Origin of the sequence: Peribacillus deserti (assembly GCF_002863585.1) — a bacterium.
Classification (GTDB): Bacteria; Bacillota; Bacilli; order Bacillales; family DSM-1321; genus Paraperibacillus; species Paraperibacillus deserti_A.
In genome coordinates this window covers 71,281-91,492 of record NZ_PGUY01000010.1, presented here as the reverse complement: position 1 = coordinate 91,492, position 20,212 = coordinate 71,281, and the positions used below count along the sequence as shown (strand labels likewise).

The following is a 20,212-nucleotide window of genomic DNA, read 5'->3' as shown; positions in this document are numbered from 1 at the left end:
TCAGCTTTTGGATGGATCTTTTCTTGAAAAGCACCGTCCTCCGCTTTTCGATCAGGTGAGACCCCGCAGGCGAAGCCGAGTAGGCTCACCGCCCGCCCCTAAGGTCCGCGAGCATCCTCACGTTCCAATCAACCTCTTGTACAATGAGCAACAAAATTTATGAAAACAGCCTTTATTAAAAATGTAAATTCTATTTATTAACTAGCTTTGCGTCCGGAGTTCTATTTTTAGATAGAAACTGCCGATTAAAATAAACGGAAGCAAGAGCAAAGCATTAAACGGACTGTGATAGGATTCATGGTCTGCACCTTGCCGCACGAAAATCCTCCCCTTAAAAACTTCCTCAAAGCACTTCTTCAAACCGCCAGTTCTTGTTATACGGATATTCACTTCCAAAAAGGTTAATCCGCTGTGAAAGGGTAATGAAACCTCTGTATTCCGCTCTGCCAACGCCTTTTGAAGTCCCGGCAATGGAAAGGACTATAAAATTCTTAATCCCTATCAACGTCCAATAACCCTGGGAATTTAAGACATAAGGAAACCATATTCAACACATTTGGTGTTTTTTTAGCAGCTGTAGAATATTACATATATGTTTGGACAAAGTTAAAATAAGATTAGTAATTTATAACGAATTTATTAGAATGCCTTAAAAGGGAAGAGATTTCAGTATTTTTTGATATTTTAAAAACTTTTGATTTACATTATAAAGATATACCTGTAAAATAACGAAAGTACAATTCGACTATTTTCGACAAGTTATGGAGGCTTTCATGAAATTATTTAGAAAAAAGCAATTATCTAATTATAACTCTGATTATTCACTCAATAGAGTTTTAGGTGCAGTAGATTTAACGATGCTCGGGGTTGGAGCCATAATAGGCACAGGTGTATTTGTTCTGACGGGTGTAGCGGCTGCTAAATATGCTGGTCCTGCTTTAATTTTATCATTCATCATTGCAGGTTTAGCCTGTGTATTTGCAGCATTATGCTATTCTGAATTTGCATCGATGATCCCGCAGTCGGGAAGTGCCTATACGTATAGTTACGTCGCTTTCGGTGAAGTTTTTGCCTGGGTGCTCGGCTGGGACCTAGTCCTCGAATATGGACTTGCATCGTCGGCAGTTGCGAGCGGGTGGTCAGGTTATTTTCAAAGTTTATTATCGGGTTTCGGAATTCATCTGCCTAAGGCCATATCAAGTGCCTTTAATCCTTCAGAGGGCACATTTATTGATTTACCGGCGGTCATTATCGTTCTCCTAATCACATTACTGCTTTCAAGAGGAGTAAAAGAATCTGCCAAATTTAATGCTGTCATGGTCGTTATCAAGGTCGCAGTTGTTCTTCTCTTTATCGTGATAGGAGTTTGGTATGTGGAGCCTGCTAACTGGGAACCATTTATGCCATTTGGTTTCTCAGGGGTTGTCACAGGTGCAGCAGTTGTGGTGTTTGCCTATTTCGGTTTTGATGCGGTATCTACGGCTGCCGAGGAAGTGAAAGATCCGCAGCGGAATTTACCTATTGGGATTATATCTTCCTTAACGATTTGTACGATACTTTATATAGTGGTATCTCTGATCCTGACAGGTATTGTTCCGTTTGACATGTTAAATGTTAAAGATCCAGTTGCATTCGCCCTGCATTTTATCGGCAATGACTGGGCGGCTGGTTTTATATCTCTTGGAGCCATAGTAGGTATTACTACCGTACTGACCGTGATGATGTTTGGACAGACAAGGCTGTTCTTTGCAATGAGCAGGGATGGTCTTCTTCCAAAGGGGTTATCCAAGGTACACCCTGTTTCAAAGGTTCCGTTAAACAGCACATGGGTAACGGGCATATTAGTAGCAATCTTTACTGGTTTAGTGCCTCTTGAGAAGTTAGCTGAGCTGACAAGCATAGGCACATTATTTGCCTTTGCCTCGGTTTCCCTGGGAGTGGCCGTACTTCGAAAAACACAGCCGGAGTTAAAGCGAGGCTTCAAGACACCATGGGTTCCTGTTATACCTGCACTGGCTGTTATCTTCTGTGTATACTTAATGCTTCAGCTTTCTTCATTCACGTGGAAAGGATTCGTTGTCTGGCTTGTACTGGGGCTAGTCATTTATTTCACCTATGGATACAAACACAGCCAGTTGAATGCGGAAGGGAAATAATACTATTCATTATTAAACAAGATGGCCTTTTTTAAGAGGCCATCTTTTTCTTTAGGTAATAAAGAAAATAAGTTTACCTTTAAAATGGTTTCTTAGAAGCGAGAAGTCCGTGACATTAAATTGATAGTCTGCCATTCTTTTAATGATGAAAGCGTATGAATGTATGAAGCCGCATGACTGCGAAATAGCGGGGAGTTGGGGTCTATTTTTATCATAAACCAGTATTTTCTGCGGAATAATCCTAATCTTGGTAACTCTTCTTGAAGCTGGGCTCCCAGCTCTGGAAAACCAGGCATTTTGGAAGAGGTTTTTCTTAAATGTAGAGGCTTTAGAAATACGCAGGCAGGGCTTATGCTTAACTTCTGTAGAAATATGCTTAAATTTTGCAAGCTTATGCTTATGTTTCCAGGTTTTATGCTTATGTTTTCCATGTTTATGATTATCTCTCTTCTTCCTATGCTTATCCAGCAGTCTTTATGCTTATGTTTTGGGCTTTATGCTTATCCAGCAGCCTTTATGCTTATCCAGCTATCCTGCAGTCTTTATGATCTACTTTTGAGGAACTTGCTATGCCGAGCGGGAATTCCTGTTTAACGGCATCGCTTCAATTGATTTCAGGCAGTAGACTATGTATGGTTCGGCTATAACGTAGAAACCCAATGATCGCGACATACTGAATGGATTCTCAGATATCAAAACCGCCAAGACTTCTCTACAGCCTGTAGATGGCCTGTTTAAGAGGTCATCCTTTTTAGCAAAAATAACAGTGATTGTCAGAGGCATAAGTTCAACAGAGAGGATTTTCCTGATTGAAAATTTGGAGATAGGGTAATACATGAATAGACCATGTAAAAGGGAGCAATCATTATGGATAAAAGAGTGATAGGTGTCTACGAAAAAGAGGAACAAGCACAAGCCGCGGTGAAGGAACTGCAGAATAGAGGGTACAGCATAGATGAAATTTCTATCGTAGCCAAAAATATAGATGGACTTGGTCTTGATGCAGACCAGGTTAAATCGAAAGAAACAGATGGGCTGGTTGCAGGGGCGGCGGCCGGTGGAGCAGTAGGGCTGACAGGGTTATTTCTTGGGCTGAGCTACCTGGCGATACCCGGGATAGGTCCTATTTTAGCCGCTGGGCCGATTTTTACGATCCTTGGAGGAGCGGTCGCAGGTCTTGCAACCAATTCAGGCGGATTATCAAAAGCCCTACAAGAGATAGGATTAAATGAAGAAGAAGCACGCACATATGAGGACGATATCAACAAAGGTAAAATTCTTATTGCGGTAACAGACTAAATGCCGTTTCTACTAATTATCCAAGACTTGAATAGAAGTTATTAAGAGTGCTGAACCGTGCGGCACTTTTATTTGCTTTTTATTGTAGAGTCTAGTCTAGGTATCGGAATCCATTTTTACAGACATTAAGTAAGGTTCATTCTATGTATAAAAATAATAAAAAAGTATAATTAAGTTATGAGGTTTTAGTGGAACGGCAGCATCCAATTGGTTGTGGGGAGGGCTGAAAAATATAGAACTATAAGGAGGAGAGTGTGCACATGCAATACAGGGAGCTGGGGAATACGGGATTGAAGGTAAGTGAAGTTAGTTTTGGCACTTGGGCAATAGGTGGATCATGGGGCAAAACGAGTGACGCTGAGTCTCTAAAAGCTCTGGATTATGCAATCGATCAAGGAGTTAACTTCTTTGATACAGCGGATGTTTATGGTAACGGGCATAGTGAAGAACTGCTGGCAGAAGCTGCAAAAGGCAAGGAGGATAAAATTCATATTGCCACTAAGTTTTGCCGCTCAGGGGACATTCATTCCTTAGATACTTATTCCTATGAATCTGTACGGGCATATTGTGAAGCAAGTCTCCGACGATTAAAGCGCGAGGCGATAGATTTGTACCAGGTTCACTGCCCGCCGACAGAAGTCTTGAAGGATGGCCGGGTATTCGAAGTGCTTGATCAATTGAAGAGCGAAGGCAAAATCAGAAACTACGGCGTTAGTGTTGAAACAGTGGAAGAAGGGCTGATCTGTCTGCAGAATCCTAATGTTAAAAGCCTTCAGGTGATCTTTAATATCTTCCGGCAAAAACCGCTTGAAGGATTGCTTCCTGAAGCCTATAAAAAAGGAGTCGGCATTTTAGTAAGGCTGCCGCTGGCCAGCGGCTTGCTTACAGGAAAATACACGAAGGATCACGTATTTGAAGAGGATGATCACCGCAGTTTCAACGAAAATGGGGAAGTCTTTAATGTGGGGGAAACCTTTGCAGGCCTCGGCTTCCAGAAGGGTGTCCAATTAGCCAATCAACTAAATTGGATCAGTGAAGGCCGGAAGTCCATGGCCAGTGCGGCTCTCCGCTGGATCCTCGATCAAAAAGAAATTTCCTGCATCATTCCCGGCTTTAAAAATCAGAAGCAGGTAGCGGATAATCTTTCATCTATAACGGAAAAACCATTTACACAGCAAGAACAAGAAAAAATCCGCCAATTCTACGATTCGCAAGTAAAGAAGCTAATTAGAGGCGTTTATTAACCAGGTGCGGTATCCGTCCATAATCAAATTATGGAACAGCCTTATCCCGTTATCTATTGGGATAAGGCTGTTTTCTTAGGTTCTAAGTGTCGAAGAAAGATATGCTGCTTGTGTCATTTTACCCGCTAATCCCGAAAATCTGGCAGCCAGGTTGGTCAGCCAGCCAGTGATCCCGGTGTTCTCACATCCAGATTCATGCCCCCATTCATTAACATTAAAGGCTGCTCGGCGTGGGGGTTCCAGAACTTTCGATGAAATATATAAAGGGCTGGCTCTAATTTTTATTAGAGCCAGCCCTCTATATCCGAATCACGGCTGCTTGCACTGAAGGAGAAATCGAGCTTCCATATAATAAGAACAGTATGATCCCTACACGGCGCTTTTCAATAAATCTACGCCCTTTTCTAAGTCCATAGCAGTGAGCACACCATTTAATGAGATACCGAGCTCAATCAGGGTGATTGCAACGGCGGGCTGGATTCCTGTGATAACAACGTTTGATCCCATCAGCTTTGACATTGATACTATATCTCCAATTACTTTTCCGATAAAAGAGTCTACCATGTCTAAAGAAGTAAGATCTAATACGATACCACCTGCCGCAGTTTCTTGTATCTTGGTTAACAAATCTTCCTGCAGCTGTAATGCGCTTTGATCATCTAGTTCGATCTGCACAGAAACAAGTAATATATTCTGTATTTTTAATATTGGAATCCTCAATCCCTTTTCCCCCTAAATGAAAGACAAATGTGTTTCCGATATGAACGTGAAGTTCATTTGTTTATTGTTTAATGACTACCGGCAGCCTTTATAATGTCCAAGATATTAATGCTGGCAGCGTCTTTTGCTTGAGAGAAGGTCTTAATATTGTTCTTTGCCCAATGATCATATACCCGTGCCAATGAATTTCTGTCATAGACCTTATTGCTGTATGTTGAAAAAAAGTACACTAATAAGACATTAACGACCGCCATTGGCAGTTGTTTTCTTTGATCCAGCGTTCTTAAGGCTAATTTATCTAATCCCCGGATATTTCCGTTAGTTAACACCTGCAGCATTTCAAACGGTGGTATAGTGTGGCAGTCATTTACAAATTCCGGATCATTTAAATCTTTTATCATAAGTGTCTCGTTCTCCTATAATCTTTTGTTCAATGCTCGACATATATTCCTGTTTACCTCTATTGAAATGTCTTTAGCAGCGCCATTGCATAATTAAGATCTAAATGTTCATATAAAAGACGCTTATGTTCTATCGTACCCTAAACTCTAAATGTATCCTCTCTTGTTTTTCTCGTTTGACATTGTTTTTTTTTATAGTTCTGTAAACCTATCCTATTGTTAAACAGGTTGATTGGAACGTAAGGTGCGAGACTCCTGCGGGAGCAGCGGGACAGGTGAGACCCCACAGGCGAAGCCGAGGAGGCTCAGCGCCCGCCCCGCGGAAAGCGAGCATCCTGTAGTGGAAATCAGCCCCTTGTTCAACAACAATACATACTTAGTGAGCCAGCCAAAATTGCATGGGGAGTTAAAATATTCTAAAACTCTACTCGAATTTACTAAATACCCATATATGAGTAACAATAAACTGGAGACTGATTATGGTTTGCCTGATTGGGTAAGCAAATAAAGGTAAACTATATTTACGGCTTAATGGGCCAAACCATTCCAAACAAAAAAGGCAGGATGACCAATAGTTATCCTGCCTGTCTGTCTGTCTGTCTGTCTGTATATATTAGCTCTTTTCTAAAAGAAAGTTTGCGAAAACAGCCATTTATTATGAACATTTAGGGCCGTTTAAGCCAGGGTTATTCTGAAAATTCCATCTGATTAAAGTAATCTGCAGTCAGTTGAGCGAGTTTTTGCAGTTCTTGTTTACTGCATAACACTTTATTTCCTTTTAATGAAAGCAAGGCACTCTCTATTAAAAACTTTCTTGGTGAGCGTGTGTGCAAAAGTTCATCCTGCACAAAGTCCAAAAGCTCCAGATATTTATCTTTATCTTTGTCTGGCAGATCCTTTTTAAGGTCAGCAACTGTAAGATGAAGGGCCTGACGATACATCTGATCATTTTTTTGTGATGGCGGCAGCAGGTTATCCAGAGTCTCCGCGTGAAATAATATCTCACTGGTCTTTGATACCTCTTGAACCGTCGCTGCAACCCGTTCGACACTATAACGGACAACCTGGTGAATACTCCTGTTTGGATCATGGGTAAGACTATCGTATCTTAGGGTAGATTTCAATATTCCCAGGAACATGATTGCGCAGTCCAGCAGACATGGCTTCTTATCCTCGCCGAATATGTCGATGAATCTGCTGTAAATCCAGCGCAGCATCTTCAAGTGCCCCTGATTCATATATTGTTTTAGGTCAGCATCATTGGAAACGATTACTTCTTCAAATAGGGAAATTAACTTGTTGGTTCTGTTTGTTCTCATCTGCAATTCAATCTGTTTTATGAAAATATCTATATTGGCCGGGTCCTGCCCTGTCAATAAATCATTTCTTTCTTTTTCTAGCTGCTTGAAAAGAGATTTGAAAAGGGCGATTAATAATTCGGTTTTAGATGAGAAATAATTATAAAAGGTACCTTTCGAAATTCCACTATGGTCAAGTATATCTTGAATGGAAGTAGCTTGATACCCTTTTTCAATAAACAGCTGGTGGGCCATTTTAATGACATGCTGTTTTCTATCTTTCATTTTATCACCTTTAGTTTCAGTTGAACTGATGGTATAAAAATCATCATACACGATATTATTGTATTATTCAAATTGGTTAAAATATGGTTTTTTTGTATTGTATTTTTTGAACTAATGGTATAAGATATGATTTATGTGAAACAGTGGTATAAAAAAATGAACTGAATGTATAAAGGGGAAAATTACAAATGGAACAAACAATAAGTAAATCAAGCCGCCCTCCATATGGGATTATTGCTGTCCTGATGGTTGGGGCGTTTATTGCATTTCTGAACAATACATTACTTAATATTGCACTGCCTTCAATCATGAAGGACTTAGAGGTGGAAACATCCACTGTACAGTGGTTAACCACGGGCTATATGCTGGTTAATGGAATTATGATTCCAACTACGGCATATTTAATTCAAAAATATACTGTACGGAATTTATTCCTAGTAGCTATGGGTCTTTTTACAGCCGGAACGATTCTTGCTGGATTTGCCCATGTATTTCCAATGTTATTAGCAGGACGGATGGTACAGGCAAGCGGATCAGCTATCCTGATGCCGCTATTAATGAATGTTATGCTCACAAGTTTCCCGATCGAAAAAAGGGGAGCTGCAATGGGAGTATTTGGATTAGTCCTAATGGGGGCACCTGCAATCGGTCCTACTTTATCTGGGTGGATCGTTGAGCACTATGACTGGAGAATGCTTTTCCATCTTGTGACACCGATTGCCGCTGCGGTTCTTTTAACTGGTTTCTTCTTGCTGAGAGACACAAAGGAAAAGGTTGATATCCGTATAGATCTATTTTCAGTTCTACTTTCAAGTATTGGTTTTGGCGGCCTGCTCTACGGCTTCAGCTCTGCCGGGAGCAAGGGCTGGGACAGTCCAAATGTTTACCTTACAATAGCTGCTGGAGCCATTTCATTAATATGGTTTATCCTGCGTCAGCTATCCCAGGAAAAGCCGCTCCTTAATTTCCGGATCTTTAATTATCCGATGTATGCTTTATCGGCTGCGATTTCCATGGTTGTTACAATGGCCATGTTCTCCGGTATGCTGTTATTGCCTATTTATACCCAGACACTAAGAGGGATTACTCCGATGGATGCAGGTTTAATGCTGCTTCCAGGAGCTATCCTGATGGCTATCATGTCGCCAATTAACGGAAGATTATTTGATAAATTCGGCGGAAGAGTGTTAGCGGTGATCGGGCTGATTCTTACTGTAGTTACAAGTTATATGTTCAGTCAGTTAACCCTTGAGACAACTTATACTCATCTGGTTATCATATACTCTCTCCGTATGTTTGGTATGTCGATGGTAATGATGCCGGTATCAACAAATGGTTTGAATCAACTGCCGCAAAAATATTATCCGCACGGAACTGCGATGAACAATACTTTGCAGCAGGTTTCAGGTGCGATTGGTACGGCATTGCTGGTTACCATTATGTCTAACCGGACTGAGTCACATGCAAAAGAATTAGCTGCAAAAGCAATGAAACACGCTTCAGGGCAGCAGACACCTGAAGCAGTAGCTATGTTTAAACAGCAAATTATGATGAAGGCAATGTTAGAAGGTATAAACTTCGCGTTCTTTATATCTGTGTTCATTGCAGCACTTGCCCTTATCCTTGCATTATTTATCAAACGGGCAACGCCAGCTGAAGATACGATTGGCGGAAAAACTTCTGGCAATAATCCAGTTAAGCAGGCAGGTAATTAAGGTTCTTAAACCCGATGCTGGGATGAATAGGAAGTTTCAAACGGAACGTAAAGCACATAATACTGCTGGCGGTCGGAATCATATAGACCATGCGTATGCTTTTACTTTGTATCCGTTGAAAGCTGCAGCCAAGTTTTATAGAAAAAACAGTGCGTGAGACGCACTGTTTTTTTCTTTTCTGATATACGCGTATCCATCTAGTCTGGCGCTTACCCCTGGTTTCCTGCAGGAATATAGGTGAGCCCTGCATAGTCCCCTGCCGGAAATTGGTCGAAACGCTGCCATTAAACAGAGATGCCCGCCCGGCATCAGCATATTCCGGAAAATAGAAGCATAAAGACTTCTGGATAAGCATAAGGCTCTCAACATAAGCATAGGAAGACGAGAGATAATCATAAATAGGGAAAACATAAGCATAAAACCAAGAAACTTAAGCATAAACTCTCAATACATAAGCATATCTCCATAGAAGGAAAGCAAAAAACCTTTTGCGTGGTTCTGCTTCTGTTACATTTAATAAAAACCCCTTCCAATAACCCTGTTTTTTCAGGGCTGGGTAGTCAAGCTGTAAAAAAAGTTGCTAAAGTTAGGTTCATCCCTAAAAAAAGCGGGTTTTCGGTGAAAATTGGAACACCCACGCTGTTGTTGCAGTGTTTCGCCTGTTAAAATCTACGGCAGTGGAAGAGACCATTAACCCGAATATAAGTACTAAATCCGCTAAAAACTGTCCATTTATAATGCAACAGACTTCTCGCTCCAAAGGAACCGTGTAAAGATAAACTTGTTTTCTTCACAAGGTGACAGTGCATGCAACGCACCGTTTTTTCGTTCATTTGCATTTGTTGTGATTATAGGGGGAAGGCACCCGCTTCCGCGGGCGGTAAGGGTCACCCATTTTCTAGGTTTTCCCTCAGGGACTTTGCGCCCCACAAGGTCAAAGGTAAAACCAATGATTTAAACTTTTTTAGGTGTGCCTTGAATGCTCTATAGTCTGCTTTAATATATCCATCACATGCTCATCATCGTGTGAATAGTAGATAGTCGTGCCCTCTCTCCTTGATTTGACAAGGCGGAGGTTCTTCAGGAAACGGAGCTGATGTGATACGGTGCTTTGCAGCAGTGAAAGACTTTCAGCGATCCCGTTAACCGAGTATTCCCCTTTAAACAGCAGGTGGAGGATCCTGAGCCGAGTAGGGTCTGACAAAGCTTTAAATGTCTGTGTCACTAAAAATAATGTTTCTTCATCTATCTCTAGGCAGCCCTCTTCGTCTTCCAGCATAACTTCGCATCCCTCCGCTTTTTTATTATTTTAATTATTATAAAATAGGACCTCCCAACATGACAATTCCCTTCAAGTTTTGAGGCACAGAGTATGTCACGGTCTTTGTAGGGAAGAGTTCCAGTGGAAAAGTGATAGTTTGAACAGGTGCTGAAGTATTTTAATCATGGAGAGTCCTAAGGCGATTTTAACCGAAACGGATGAAATATGTATATTTCAAAAGGTAAGAGAAATAACCCAAAAAAGCACTTGGCATCTAGCCGAGTGCTAAGTGCATGCATTGCTTATCGGTTCTAGCATGGGATGGAAAATATCGCTATGTATTCGGAACGCACATTTGCTTAAAGTTTGTTTGAGTTAGACGTATGTTTTTTTCACTTATCCACATATGCTATAGGGTTTTTGGTCAAAGGTGCGTTTCGGATGGCGGGATTAAAATATCTCCAATAAAATAAAACGATCAGCACAACTAGCATCAGAACCAAAACCAGCAGTATGGCAAGGTGTGATACCCAAGGATTCAACCTCCAATTCCTTTTTTCTTTTGGCAAGGGAAGATTTCCTGCTAATAAACTAGATCTATCATTGAAACTAGCTGGAATTACTGTATAATTGGAGATGGAACTTAGATACGAAGCTGAGTTCTTACTTATTTATATTGTTAAAACAATACTGTATTAAATGATGAATTTATTACGTTTTTGTCTATGACGATGAAGACGTTTTCTGATATGAATGAAATGGCAGGAATGAGCTAGGCAATGGAACTAGTCATAAGCCAAAGAGAAGGTACTATTTCTCTTTGGCTTTTTTTATTATTAGTTACTTGACTTTTAAAAAAGGTAAGCTGGTTATTGGGGGAAAGAATATGAGAATTCCAATCTTAAAATTAAACGACATGCTGCTCGTATCCATACAAGTGGTGCTTGATGATCAAAGCGCACTCACTCTGCAGGAGGATTTGCTGCAAAAAATTCATGAAACAAGTGCCAGCGGAGTGGTAATGGATTTAACATCCCTGGATATGATTGATTCGTTCATTGCTAAGGTTCTTGGAGACATGGTAGATATGGCTGAATTAATGGGAACAAAAGTTGTGTTGACAGGAATACAGCCAGCCGTCGCTATTACTTTAATTGAATTAGGAATAAGCCTTCCCAATATTTTAACAGCGCTGGATTTAGAAAAAGGAATAGAATTGTTAAGGAATGCAGTGATTGATGATGAATAATTTGACTGTTATCCGTATCCAGCATGAATTAGATATTGTAGAGGCACGGCAAAAAGGCAGGGAAATATCCAAGAAGATGGCCTTTGGTTCTGTTGACCAAGTAAGAATTACAACAGCTATATCGGAGTTAGCAAGGAATATCTACTTATATGCAGGTTCCGGGGAAATAACCTTGGAAGAATTAGCTGACGGCCATAAGGCGGGAATAAAAGTGGCAGCGGTGGACAAAGGTCCTGGTATTGCTGACATTAAAAAGGTGTTAGAGGACGGTTACTCTACATCAGGCGGTTTAGGTGCCGGAATACCAGGCGTAAAAAGATTGATGGATGAATTTACAATAGATTCAGTATTTGGAGAAGGAACGACCATTACAGCGATAAAGTGGCTGAGAAAAAGATAAGAATACAACCAGTGATGTCAATCAAGTTGTGGGGCATCCTTTTTCAGTAAAGGGTTTTTTATGAACGGAGCTGGCACTTCATAAAGATGAGTTCAATCCAGCGCTGCTTAGTCGATTTTTCGGCACTGTGCTATTAAGCATTGATCAGGCAGCTAATGAGCTGAATGATCTGTATGAATGGAACATGTTGCCATCCAAATTGAAAAGGGTACATTCAAGCTCCTTGCATCAGATCACACCATATAAAAAGGAAGCTTTGATATGATTCATCAAAGCTTCCTTTTTTTTCCTTGGATTACCGGCAAATAGAATATTTACAACATCCCTGTCGTATGAGATTATGGCCATAGTACGAAAATATTTTCCAGTTTGTATCCAATTTAAACCTATATGCCCAATTTTTAATAACTTTGAAATATAATTGTAACTTTGTGTTGAATATAATTTGCTATAATGAGCCTGTCATATAAGAAACCCATGCAACTATTTAACTATATTAACTACTAAATAGAGATAAACACCAGGGATAGAGGGGAATATGTTGAAGAAGAAATTAATTTTGAACGTTTCGCTGGCTGCAGGCTTAGGTGCATTGAGTATTGTTCAACCAGTCCAAGCCGCTGCTGATATAACTATTATGGAAAAGCAGAAAGAGAAGGTAAAGCAGAAACAACGGGATGTTGAATCTAGCATCAGTCGTTCCAAAAGTAAGATTAGCAGTCTAAAAGGGAAGCAGGAATCGGTTGCCGATCAAATCAAGAACCTTACAGACTTAATTAATAAAACGACCGACAGCATTAACGAAAAGTCAAAACAAATACAGCTGACAAAGCTTGAAGTGGAAGAACTGAAAAAAGAAATTATTGTCATTAAAGAAAGAATGAAGCAGCGTGAACAGCTATTAAAGGAACGGGCCCGTTCAATGCAGGAAAGCGGAGGAAATGCAGACTATCTTGAAGTTCTGCTTGGCTCTAAAGACTTTGGAGATTTCATAGAGCGTGTCAGCGCTGTAGCTACAATCATGGAAGCTGATCAAGAAATCCTGCGGCAGCAGGAAGAAGATAAAAAAGACCTGGAACATGATCAAAAAATGGTTGAGACTAAACTTGCTGATCTAGAGCGGATGATGGCTGATCTTCAAGAAATGAAGACCAAACAAAAGCAGCAGATTGTTCAATTATCTCAATTGATGAACAAATTGAAAACGAAAGAAAAAGAAGAACACGCCCATGAAATGGATCTAAAAGAGCAGAAGGAGTTATTAGCTGCGCAGGAATCATCCATTCAGCAGGCCATCGATCTTGAAACAAAACGCCAGGCGGAATTAGAAGCAGCAAGAAAACGCGCCGCAGAAGAAGCAAGACAGCGTGCAGCAGCGGCGGCAGCGGCAGCGAAAGAACAAGCAAAGAAAAAAGCTCAGCAGCAGGCTGAAACTAAATCAAGTAATCACTCAGCTGGTACGAAAATTGCGGCCAGCACTAAGTCTAACCAGGTCTCTAAGAGTGAAACAGTACAGGAACGGAAGCAGGAGGCACCTGCCCCTAAGCGGCAAAGAACGCAGGCATCAAAACAGCAGGATACAGCTCCAGCTCCAGCTCCAGCTGTCTCTGGAGGTAGTTTCACAAGGCCGGCAGCAGGAATCCTTTCTTCTAACTATGGAGCAAGATGGGGCACAAAACATATGGGTGTAGATATTGCAAGCAGCGGATATGTACCCATCATGGCGGCAGCCGATGGAGTTGTGAGCCGTGCCTATCAATCCAGCAGTTATGGAAATGTAGTCTTTATTTCACACTCTATAAATGGACAGGTCTATACAACTGTTTACGCCCACATGCAGAACTATACGGTTGGAACTGGTCAGGTAGTTGCCAAGGGTCAGCAGATTGGTGTAATGGGCAGCACAGGCCAGTCAACTGGACAACACTTGCATTTCGAATTGCATAAGGGATCCTGGAATGCAGCTAAGTCTAATGCTGTAAACCCAATCGGAATCGTCCCTTTCTAAACAAAAAACGTGTCTGATCAATTGCCAAGTCAGGCTGTCGAGAAAATCTCGGCAGCCTTTTTTTCCTGTCATGATATACGCGGCTATGACCAGCCTGGTTTCCAAAGCGGTAACTCGGACGAGTCTGGCACAATCATCTGGTACGCTGCGGGTTACTTGGTTCAGTTTGGCGCAGTCATTTGGTACCCTGCAACCTAACTCGGACTAGCCCGGCGCATAGTTTGATTTCCTGCACGGTAACTTGGATTAGCCTGGCGCAATCGTCAAGTACCCTGTACGGTAACTAGGACCGGCTCGGGCTCGGTCATCTGGTTTCTTGCACAGTATAGCCGAGCACTGTCTGGTCTTCTGGATTCACGCTTGGAATCAGCATATTTCGGAAAAGAAAAGCATAAAGGCTGATCGATAAGCATAAAGAACCAAACAGAAGCATAGGAAGAAGAGAGATAATCATAAACATGGAAAACATAAGCATAAAAGCAAGAAACATAAGCATAAGCCTAGAATAGATAAGCATATCTCCCTTAAAGTTGAGCATAAACCTTTTTGGGGGGTTCTCAATCCTACACATTTAATAAAAACCTCTTCCAAAAAGCCTGTTTTTTCAGCGCTGGATAGTCAATTTGCAAGAAAGGTTCGTAAAACTAGAATTATCTGCTGAAAATACCTGTTTTTCGGTAAAAACTGAACCTGATTTTCCCCGTGCTATTATGTACTCGTTCGGATCAAAAGTTCTAGCTGGAGAGGCTCTAGGTGCGGTATTCAGTTTTTATATATATCGAAAAGGAATTAAGAAAATGACCGTTAAACCCATTTATACTATTGTTCGTAAACTGCAAGGTACTACAGGGGCTGAATTGTTTCTGCTGATCATTGCCTTACGGATATTCCCCTTCATTCCTTCGGGAGCTGTAACAATTGCCGGAGCTGCGACTACAATAAGTCTCCCTGGTTTTGCGCTGGCCAGCACCATTGGGAAGATTCCCGCGCTGCTTATTGAAGCATATGCAGTAAAAGCGGTCCTTCATTGGGATATAAAAGGACAGCTGCTTTTCGCAGTTCTATCGGCAGGTTTGGCTGCTTGTGTGTTGTATAAACGGAAGCGGTAAGTATGCAAAGATGGATTACAGAAACTTTACATCTGTATAAAAACTGTTTGAGAAGCGGGTGCAGAGGTTAAAAGTAAAGGGAATGGAACATAAGAAAGGTGGATGGATATGTCGGAATTCAATAATGATAACTTTAAAGACCGTATGGGACAGAACGCATCCAGTAAACCTGGCCAGGAGTACGCTTCGGAAATGAAAAGAGATAGCAATTCCCAGGACAAACACTTGAAAAATGGGGATTTGTACGAAAAGATGGGGGATAATCCAGAAGGGAACCGAATTAAGGAAGACTATCAGAGAAAATAATAGATGAACGTTCCAGGAGCCGCTGCTTGGTGCAGCGGTTTCTTCAGCTTCTAGTCCAGTCTCTTAATGGCAGAAATTTAAGCAGCGGCACTTATGCTCTAAAAGGCTGAATGAAGGCCGGGTTTTCTATGATGCTGCGATAAACCAATAATATAAATGTAATAAAAAAATACATAAATTCTGTGGTAATATAAGGACAAAAGAAAAATTGTGTTGTTTTACTAATTTACTAGAATTTTGTGAAGGAAGAAAAGGGAATGTTAAAGAAAATTTTAAAAGCTTACGACTATCCAGTATTTTTTACTGTTATTGTCTTATGTCTATTTGGGCTGATTATGGTCTACAGTTCGAGTATGATTACCGCGGTGGCACGCTGGGGCCTTGCCGATGATCATTTTTACCAGAGGCAGAAGATAGCTTTTGTCATCTCGTTTGCTGCCATGCTTTTAACGATGTTTTTCCCTTATCAGCTTTATAAGCATCCTAGATTCTTACTTGCGATGATGGGGGGGACATGCGGTTTGCTTCTGCTTGTATTCTTAGCTGGCCACACTGCTGGTAATGCCCAGAGCTGGCTCGCATTAGGCGGTTTCAATCTGCAGCCTGCAGAAGCAGCAAAGCTTGCCGTCATAATCTATCTATCGGCGATTTATTCAAAGAGGCAGGACCGGATAAATAACATAGATAAGGCTGTTATGCCTACCATGATTTTCTTATCGACGATTTGCTTTTTTATTGCGATTCAGCCTGATTATGGGAATGTTATTATAATTCTTTTAATAGCTGGGACCATTTTGATCTCTTCCGGAATGTCTCTAAAAAGTCTTTCTAAGCTTGTTGGCATATTTGGGGCCGCAATAGCTTTAATCGGACTTTTAGTGGTCATCAGCGGCAATTTTTCAACAGTCGTTTCTGAAGAGCGGGTTTCCCGGTTCACAGGTTTAAAAGAACCTTTTAAAACAGAAGACGACGAAGGCTATCATCTAGCTAATTCCCTCCTTGCCATAGGGTCGGGCGGAGTAAAGGGATTAGGTCTCGGGCAAAGTATTCAAAAGTATGGATACCTGCCAGAATCACATACAGACTTCATCATTTCCATTATAGCCGAGGAGCTTGGGTTTTTTGGTGTAGCTATAGTGATTGGAGGTCTGGGATTTATCGTGCTAAGGGGCTTTCTTCTTGCGGCCCGATGTAAGGATGCTTTTGGCAGTCTGCTCCTCATAGGAATCTCTTCTATGATTGGTATACAGGTCTTGATAAATTTAGGAGGAGCTACAGGTCTGCTCCCGATAACGGGAATAACCCTTCCGTTTATCAGCTATGGCGGGTCTTCATTAATCCTGCTCATGGCTTCAATAGGCATTTATCAAAATGTCATTATGAAAATGAACCTTAAAAGTAAGCAGGAAGAAGTAAAATAGGCGTTTCGCTGCAGCAGCATACAACATAAACGAGTATCTCCAAACACAGCCGGCCGGCTGTGTTTTTTTCTCTTCTCTGATATCTGTAATCTATTTGAATAAAATGAAACATAATTGAAACATTCAGGAGTGTCATAAATGGTATAATAGTCATAGATTTTGGCTAAACATGTCAGTTTATCCAGAATTTTTAAATCCATTGATAGTTTTTGAAGAAAAAAGTAAATAAAAGAAATAGGGCAGGGGAAAAGTTTGAGGAAATTAGTCGCACTAATCACGGCAATCATTCTAGGTTCTGGAACTCTTTATACAGTTCCAGCTGTTCATGCAGCAAAACTTTCAGATATGCAAAGCAAAAAACTAAAGATTAACCAGCAGCGTTCCCATGTACAAACAGGCATACATGCAGCAGATCATAAAATTAAGAAACTTCAAACCGAGCAAAGGAACTTAATTAAAGAAATAGAAGCTCTTAATAGTAAAATCGATGAAACGGTTAAGAAAATAGTAGAAAAAACGACCGCCATTAATACAACCAAGGCGGAAGTTAATAAACTGAACGACGAGATATTAGTGATTAAGGAAAGAATTGAAATAAGGGAAGAGCTTTTAAAAGAACGAGCGCGTGCAATGCAGCAGAATGGCGGGAACGCAGATTATTTAGAAGTGCTGATGGGTGCTCAGAGTTTTGGGAATTTTATTGAACGGCTCTCCGCTGTTTCCACCATTATGCAGGCTGATCGGGATGTTATCCGTCAGCAGGAAGAAGATAAAGCCATTTTAGAAGAAAGTGAAGCGAAAATTAAGAAGGAATTAAGCCGTCTTCAAACGATGCTTAACGATCTTAAGGAACTCCAAGCGGAACAAACTCGTCAAAAAGCGAGTAAAAAGGTTCTAATAAGCAAGTTGAAAAAACAAGAACAGGAAACACATAGCCATAAAATGGATCTTAAAGAGGAACAAGGGCTCTTAGCTGCACAGGCAGCAGTTATCCAACAGGCTATTAATCTAGAAAAAAAACGGCTGGCAGATTTAGAGGCTGCAAGAATGCGGGCAGCACAAGAGGCAAATAGCACCTCCGAAACAGGCTTTGCTTCTAGACCGGTTATTTCGAGCGGAACATTCACTTCGCCGGCCAATGGTATTGTATCTTCCAACTTTGGGGCTCGCGGAGGAGAGCAGCATATGGGAGTGGATATTGCTAACTCTGGTTCCAATGTAGCCATAGTGGCTGCCGCAGATGGAGTAGTAAGTAAATCTTATCTTTCTTCAAGTTATGGAAATGTAGTTTTTATAACTCATTCCATAGGCGGGAAAATTTATACCACCGTATATGCACATATGAAAGTAAGATATGCACAATCTGGACAGGTAGTCGCAAAAGGCCAGCAAATTGGGGTTATGGGCAATACCGGACAGTCACATGGGCAGCATCTGCACTTTGAACTGCATAATGGGCCATGGAATCAAAATAAAACAAATGCTGTCAATCCATTAGGGATTGTTCCATTATAAATAGAAAAAAGAAAGCACCTCAGGTGGGTGCTTTCTTATTTTTGCCTTAATTTCTATTTTTATTTCTGGCTTCTCCGCCTTTTTCACCAATTTCCTGATAAAATTCCTTGTCATGGTTATTAGAAGTAGCTTCTCCGCCCTTCTTGCCGATTTCCTGATAAAACTCTTTATCATGGTTCCTTGAAGTGGCCTCGCCGCCTTTACGTCCAGCTTCTTCAACGGTCATTTTCTTATTATTATCGTTTGTCATAGTTACCAATCCTCCTAAAATGATTTTTAAATTACACTATGTCTATCAAACTAAGATTAATCGTTTTTTCTATTATTATTTCTAGCGTTTCCGCCTTTTTCGCCTATTTCTTCGTAGAACTCACGTCCGTGGTTTTCGGAGGTAGCTTCTCCGCCTTTTTTGCCTATTTCCTGATAAAACTCTTTATCATGGCTTTCGGAAGTAGCTTCTCCGCCTTTTTTGCCGATTTCCTGATAAAATTCTTTGTCATGGTTAGCAGAAGTTGCTTCTCCCCCCATACGTCCAGCTTCTTCAGTAGTCATTTTACGGTTTTTTTCGTTTGCCATTCCAAAACACTCCTTTGTATAAATTTGTTTAATCAATTATTAAAGTGGAGAAGCTAGGAATAAAGTTCTAGGTTCTCCGCAAAAAAAGTCAAAAAAACGTTGTGTTAGATCATAAACTCTTCAATAAGTATTCTTAAACTTTCTGCTCAATTTTACTGCTTAGTCTTCACTTCAGAGAAGCTAGGAAAAAAGAGCTAGGTTCTGTTTAAAAAAATACGGCTTAATTATTATTTTTGTTATTTCGGGCTTCTCCGCCTTTTTCGCCAATCTCTTGATAAAATTCTTTATCATGATTGTTAGAAGTAGCTTCCCCGCCTTTTTTTCCAATCTCCTGGTAAAACTCTTTATCATGATTCTCGGAGGTGGCTTCTCCGCCTTTACGGCCGATTTCCTGGTAAAATTCTTTGTCATGATTCTTCGAAGTAGCTTCTCCGCCCATGCGGCCAGCTTCTTCTACTGTCATTTTTTCATTTTTTTCTTTTGCCATTATGATCCACTCCTTCATAATTTAGTTTGTCTTACAGTACTATATATAGCCTGCCTAGAACTTTTTAAACTTTTAAAATATTCCAAAAATTACTAGGAATTTTCGGGTTTGAAGTTGAATATATCAATAATCAGAAATAGATAAATGTTTATTGAATTATACCGATATAGAATATAAAATATTATTCATTTAAGATAATATACGGGAAGTGGATTATGACAAACCTTTCTATAGAAGAAATTACTTCTGAATTGATAATAAGAAGCGGTAAAAATATACCGGTACAGTTAGAGAACCGCTTCCCTGATGGAAGGCTGGTCGGAGGGAAGTACCATCTTGGGACAAAATCGATTACCATGTACATTGAAACGGTAAAAGAGCAATGTGAGCTGTTGTTTGGAAACGTTACTCATTATTTAAATTATTATGCTATAGTACTTGCCCACGAAATTGGGCATGCATTGGACGAGGGCCTGGACCAACTGGCAGAACGCTTACATGACAGCGATGACCAGCTGGCAAAGCAATTGATTAGAAAAGCAGAAGAGACAGCATGGGAAGCTGCAAAAGATATTGTATTTGATATAGATGAAAAACTCTTTAGCAAAATAAAAGAAGTGGCACTCGCTCTACACGAATAATGACCATCCACTTACATAAGGGAGGGTCATTAGTTTTTTTGTTTATAGTGTATAATTTGCCGGAGTTCCTGCACTTAGAACAGTTCTTACAGCTATTATCAGAAATTTTCACATATAATTA

General features: G+C 40.6%; 18 protein-coding genes and 2 pseudogenes. 12 read left to right on the top strand and 8 right to left on the bottom strand.

Annotation, left to right across the window (positions count from 1 at the left end):
- Positions 1 to 343 precede the first annotated feature (343 nt).
- Complete coding sequence (locus tag CUU66_RS23970; protein ID WP_180955144.1) at positions 344 to 505, bottom strand: hypothetical protein; 162 nt, start codon at positions 503 to 505, stop codon at positions 344 to 346.
- A 268-nt stretch (positions 506 to 773) separates the two neighbouring features.
- Between CUU66_RS23970 and CUU66_RS03705 the strand changes: the two genes are divergently transcribed.
- The 3 genes from CUU66_RS03705 (at position 774) to CUU66_RS03690 (ending at position 4,699) form a co-directional block, all read left to right on the top strand.
- The gene (locus tag CUU66_RS03705; RefSeq protein ID WP_101640326.1) at positions 774 to 2,156 is read left to right on the top strand and encodes an amino acid permease; all 1,383 of its coding nucleotides are present in this window, start codon (positions 774 to 776) and stop codon (positions 2,154 to 2,156) included.
- An 867-nt stretch (positions 2,157 to 3,023) separates the two neighbouring features.
- The gene (locus CUU66_RS03695) at positions 3,024 to 3,455 is read left to right on the top strand and encodes a general stress protein (protein WP_101640324.1); all 432 of its coding nucleotides are present in this window, start codon (positions 3,024 to 3,026) and stop codon (positions 3,453 to 3,455) included.
- A gap of 260 nt (positions 3,456 to 3,715) precedes the next feature.
- Positions 3,716 to 4,699, top strand: coding sequence for an aldo/keto reductase (locus CUU66_RS03690; RefSeq protein WP_101640323.1), 984 nt, complete (start codon positions 3,716 to 3,718; stop codon positions 4,697 to 4,699).
- Positions 4,700 to 5,068: 369 nt separating this feature from the next.
- Here the strand turns inward: CUU66_RS03690 and CUU66_RS03685 are convergent, their stop codons facing one another.
- The 3 genes from CUU66_RS03685 to CUU66_RS03670 form a co-directional block, all read right to left on the bottom strand.
- Entirely contained in the window at positions 5,069 to 5,419 is a 351-nt protein-coding gene (locus CUU66_RS03685; RefSeq protein ID WP_101640322.1) for an STAS domain-containing protein, read from the bottom strand.
- Between the two features lie 68 nt (positions 5,420 to 5,487).
- The gene (locus CUU66_RS03680) at positions 5,488 to 5,820 is read right to left on the bottom strand and encodes a DnaD domain protein (RefSeq protein ID WP_101640321.1); all 333 of its coding nucleotides are present in this window, start codon (positions 5,818 to 5,820) and stop codon (positions 5,488 to 5,490) included.
- 686 nt (positions 5,821 to 6,506) lie between these two features.
- A complete protein-coding gene (locus CUU66_RS03670; protein WP_101640319.1) occupies positions 6,507 to 7,403 on the bottom strand; it encodes a TetR/AcrR family transcriptional regulator in 897 nt (298 codons plus the stop codon).
- Between the two features lie 188 nt (positions 7,404 to 7,591).
- Here CUU66_RS03670 and CUU66_RS03665 point away from each other — a divergent pair, with 188 nt between their 5' ends.
- On the top strand, positions 7,592 to 9,118 hold the full coding sequence (locus CUU66_RS03665; protein WP_101640318.1) for a DHA2 family efflux MFS transporter permease subunit: 1,527 nt from the start codon (positions 7,592 to 7,594) through the stop codon (positions 9,116 to 9,118).
- Between the two features lie 964 nt (positions 9,119 to 10,082).
- On the opposite strand, the gene CUU66_RS03655 is transcribed toward CUU66_RS03665, so the two are convergent.
- On the bottom strand, positions 10,083 to 10,397 hold the full coding sequence (locus CUU66_RS03655; protein WP_101640316.1) for an ArsR/SmtB family transcription factor: 315 nt from the start codon (positions 10,395 to 10,397) through the stop codon (positions 10,083 to 10,085).
- 868 nt (positions 10,398 to 11,265) lie between these two features.
- Here CUU66_RS03655 and CUU66_RS03650 point away from each other — a divergent pair.
- The 7 genes from CUU66_RS03650 to CUU66_RS03615 all read left to right on the top strand — a co-directional run bounded on the left by CUU66_RS03650 (position 11,266) and on the right by CUU66_RS03615 (position 18,387).
- Complete coding sequence (locus tag CUU66_RS03650) at positions 11,266 to 11,628, top strand: STAS domain-containing protein (protein WP_101640332.1); 363 nt, start codon at positions 11,266 to 11,268, stop codon at positions 11,626 to 11,628.
- Positions 11,621 to 12,028, top strand: coding sequence for an anti-sigma regulatory factor (locus tag CUU66_RS03645; protein WP_101640331.1), 408 nt, complete (start codon positions 11,621 to 11,623; stop codon positions 12,026 to 12,028). The genes CUU66_RS03650 and CUU66_RS03645 overlap by 8 nt, the downstream gene beginning before the upstream one ends.
- A 541-nt stretch (positions 12,029 to 12,569) precedes the next feature.
- A complete protein-coding gene (locus tag CUU66_RS03640) occupies positions 12,570 to 14,036 on the top strand; it encodes a murein hydrolase activator EnvC family protein (RefSeq protein WP_257967886.1) in 1,467 nt (488 codons plus the stop codon).
- Between the two features lie 623 nt (positions 14,037 to 14,659).
- Positions 14,660 to 15,145 (top strand): VTT domain-containing protein, encoded by a 486-nt coding sequence (locus tag CUU66_RS03630; protein ID WP_101640313.1) that lies wholly within the window; start codon positions 14,660 to 14,662, stop codon positions 15,143 to 15,145.
- Positions 15,146 to 15,253: 108 nt separating this feature from the next.
- Positions 15,254 to 15,451, top strand: a complete 198-nt coding sequence (locus tag CUU66_RS03625) for a hypothetical protein (protein ID WP_101640312.1) — start codon at positions 15,254 to 15,256, stop codon at positions 15,449 to 15,451.
- Between the two features lie 257 nt (positions 15,452 to 15,708).
- On the top strand, positions 15,709 to 16,872 hold the full coding sequence (locus CUU66_RS03620) for an FtsW/RodA/SpoVE family cell cycle protein (RefSeq protein WP_101640311.1): 1,164 nt from the start codon (positions 15,709 to 15,711) through the stop codon (positions 16,870 to 16,872).
- A 252-nt stretch (positions 16,873 to 17,124) separates the two neighbouring features.
- Positions 17,125 to 18,387: a murein hydrolase activator EnvC family protein gene (locus CUU66_RS03615; RefSeq protein WP_257967885.1), complete on the top strand. Its 1,263-nt coding sequence runs from the start codon at positions 17,125 to 17,127 to the stop codon at positions 18,385 to 18,387.
- 49 nt (positions 18,388 to 18,436) lie between these two features.
- Here CUU66_RS03615 and CUU66_RS25290 read toward each other — a convergent pair.
- The 3 genes and pseudogenes from CUU66_RS25290 to CUU66_RS03605 form a co-directional block, all read right to left on the bottom strand.
- Positions 18,437 to 18,637: pseudogene (locus CUU66_RS25290) on the bottom strand (KGG domain-containing protein); the annotation flags it as partial.
- Positions 18,638 to 18,693: 56 nt separating this feature from the next.
- Positions 18,694 to 18,966 (bottom strand): annotated as a pseudogene (locus CUU66_RS25285) (KGG domain-containing protein); the annotation flags it as partial.
- Positions 18,967 to 19,183: 217 nt separating this feature from the next.
- Positions 19,184 to 19,450, bottom strand: a complete 267-nt coding sequence (locus tag CUU66_RS03605; RefSeq protein ID WP_101640310.1) for a KGG domain-containing protein — start codon at positions 19,448 to 19,450, stop codon at positions 19,184 to 19,186.
- Between the two features lie 215 nt (positions 19,451 to 19,665).
- Between CUU66_RS03605 and CUU66_RS03600 the strand changes: the two genes are divergently transcribed.
- Positions 19,666 to 20,091 carry a hypothetical protein gene (locus CUU66_RS03600; protein ID WP_101640309.1) on the top strand — a complete coding sequence of 142 codons (426 nt, stop codon included), beginning with the start codon at positions 19,666 to 19,668 and terminating at the stop codon, positions 20,089 to 20,091.
- Positions 20,092 to 20,212 lie beyond the last annotated feature (121 nt).

What these genes read in the sequence shown, in the direction of transcription:
- CUU66_RS03705 (WP_101640326.1), top strand. Translation starts at nt 774, where the DNA reads ATGAAATTATTTAGAAAAAAGCAATTATCTAATTATAACTCTGATTAT.
- CUU66_RS03695 (WP_101640324.1), top strand. Translation starts at nt 3,024, where the DNA reads ATGGATAAAAGAGTGATAGGTGTCTACGAAAAAGAGGAACAAGCACAA.
- CUU66_RS03690 (WP_101640323.1), top strand. Translation starts at nt 3,716, where the DNA reads ATGCAATACAGGGAGCTGGGGAATACGGGATTGAAGGTAAGTGAAGTT.
- CUU66_RS03680 (WP_101640321.1), bottom strand. Translation starts at nt 5,820, where the DNA reads ATGATAAAAGATTTAAATGATCCGGAATTTGTAAATGACTGCCACACT.
- CUU66_RS03670 (WP_101640319.1), bottom strand. Translation starts at nt 7,403, where the DNA reads ATGAAAGATAGAAAACAGCATGTCATTAAAATGGCCCACCAGCTGTTT.
- CUU66_RS03665 (WP_101640318.1), top strand. Translation starts at nt 7,592, where the DNA reads ATGGAACAAACAATAAGTAAATCAAGCCGCCCTCCATATGGGATTATT.
- CUU66_RS03655 (WP_101640316.1), bottom strand. Translation starts at nt 10,397, where the DNA reads ATGCTGGAAGACGAAGAGGGCTGCCTAGAGATAGATGAAGAAACATTA.
- CUU66_RS03650 (WP_101640332.1), top strand. Translation starts at nt 11,266, where the DNA reads ATGAGAATTCCAATCTTAAAATTAAACGACATGCTGCTCGTATCCATA.
- CUU66_RS03645 (WP_101640331.1), top strand. Translation starts at nt 11,621, where the DNA reads ATGAATAATTTGACTGTTATCCGTATCCAGCATGAATTAGATATTGTA.
- CUU66_RS03625 (WP_101640312.1), top strand. Translation starts at nt 15,254, where the DNA reads ATGTCGGAATTCAATAATGATAACTTTAAAGACCGTATGGGACAGAAC.
- CUU66_RS03620 (WP_101640311.1), top strand. Translation starts at nt 15,709, where the DNA reads ATGTTAAAGAAAATTTTAAAAGCTTACGACTATCCAGTATTTTTTACT.
- CUU66_RS03605 (WP_101640310.1), bottom strand. Translation starts at nt 19,450, where the DNA reads ATGGCAAAAGAAAAAAATGAAAAAATGACAGTAGAAGAAGCTGGCCGC.
- CUU66_RS03600 (WP_101640309.1), top strand. Translation starts at nt 19,666, where the DNA reads ATGACAAACCTTTCTATAGAAGAAATTACTTCTGAATTGATAATAAGA.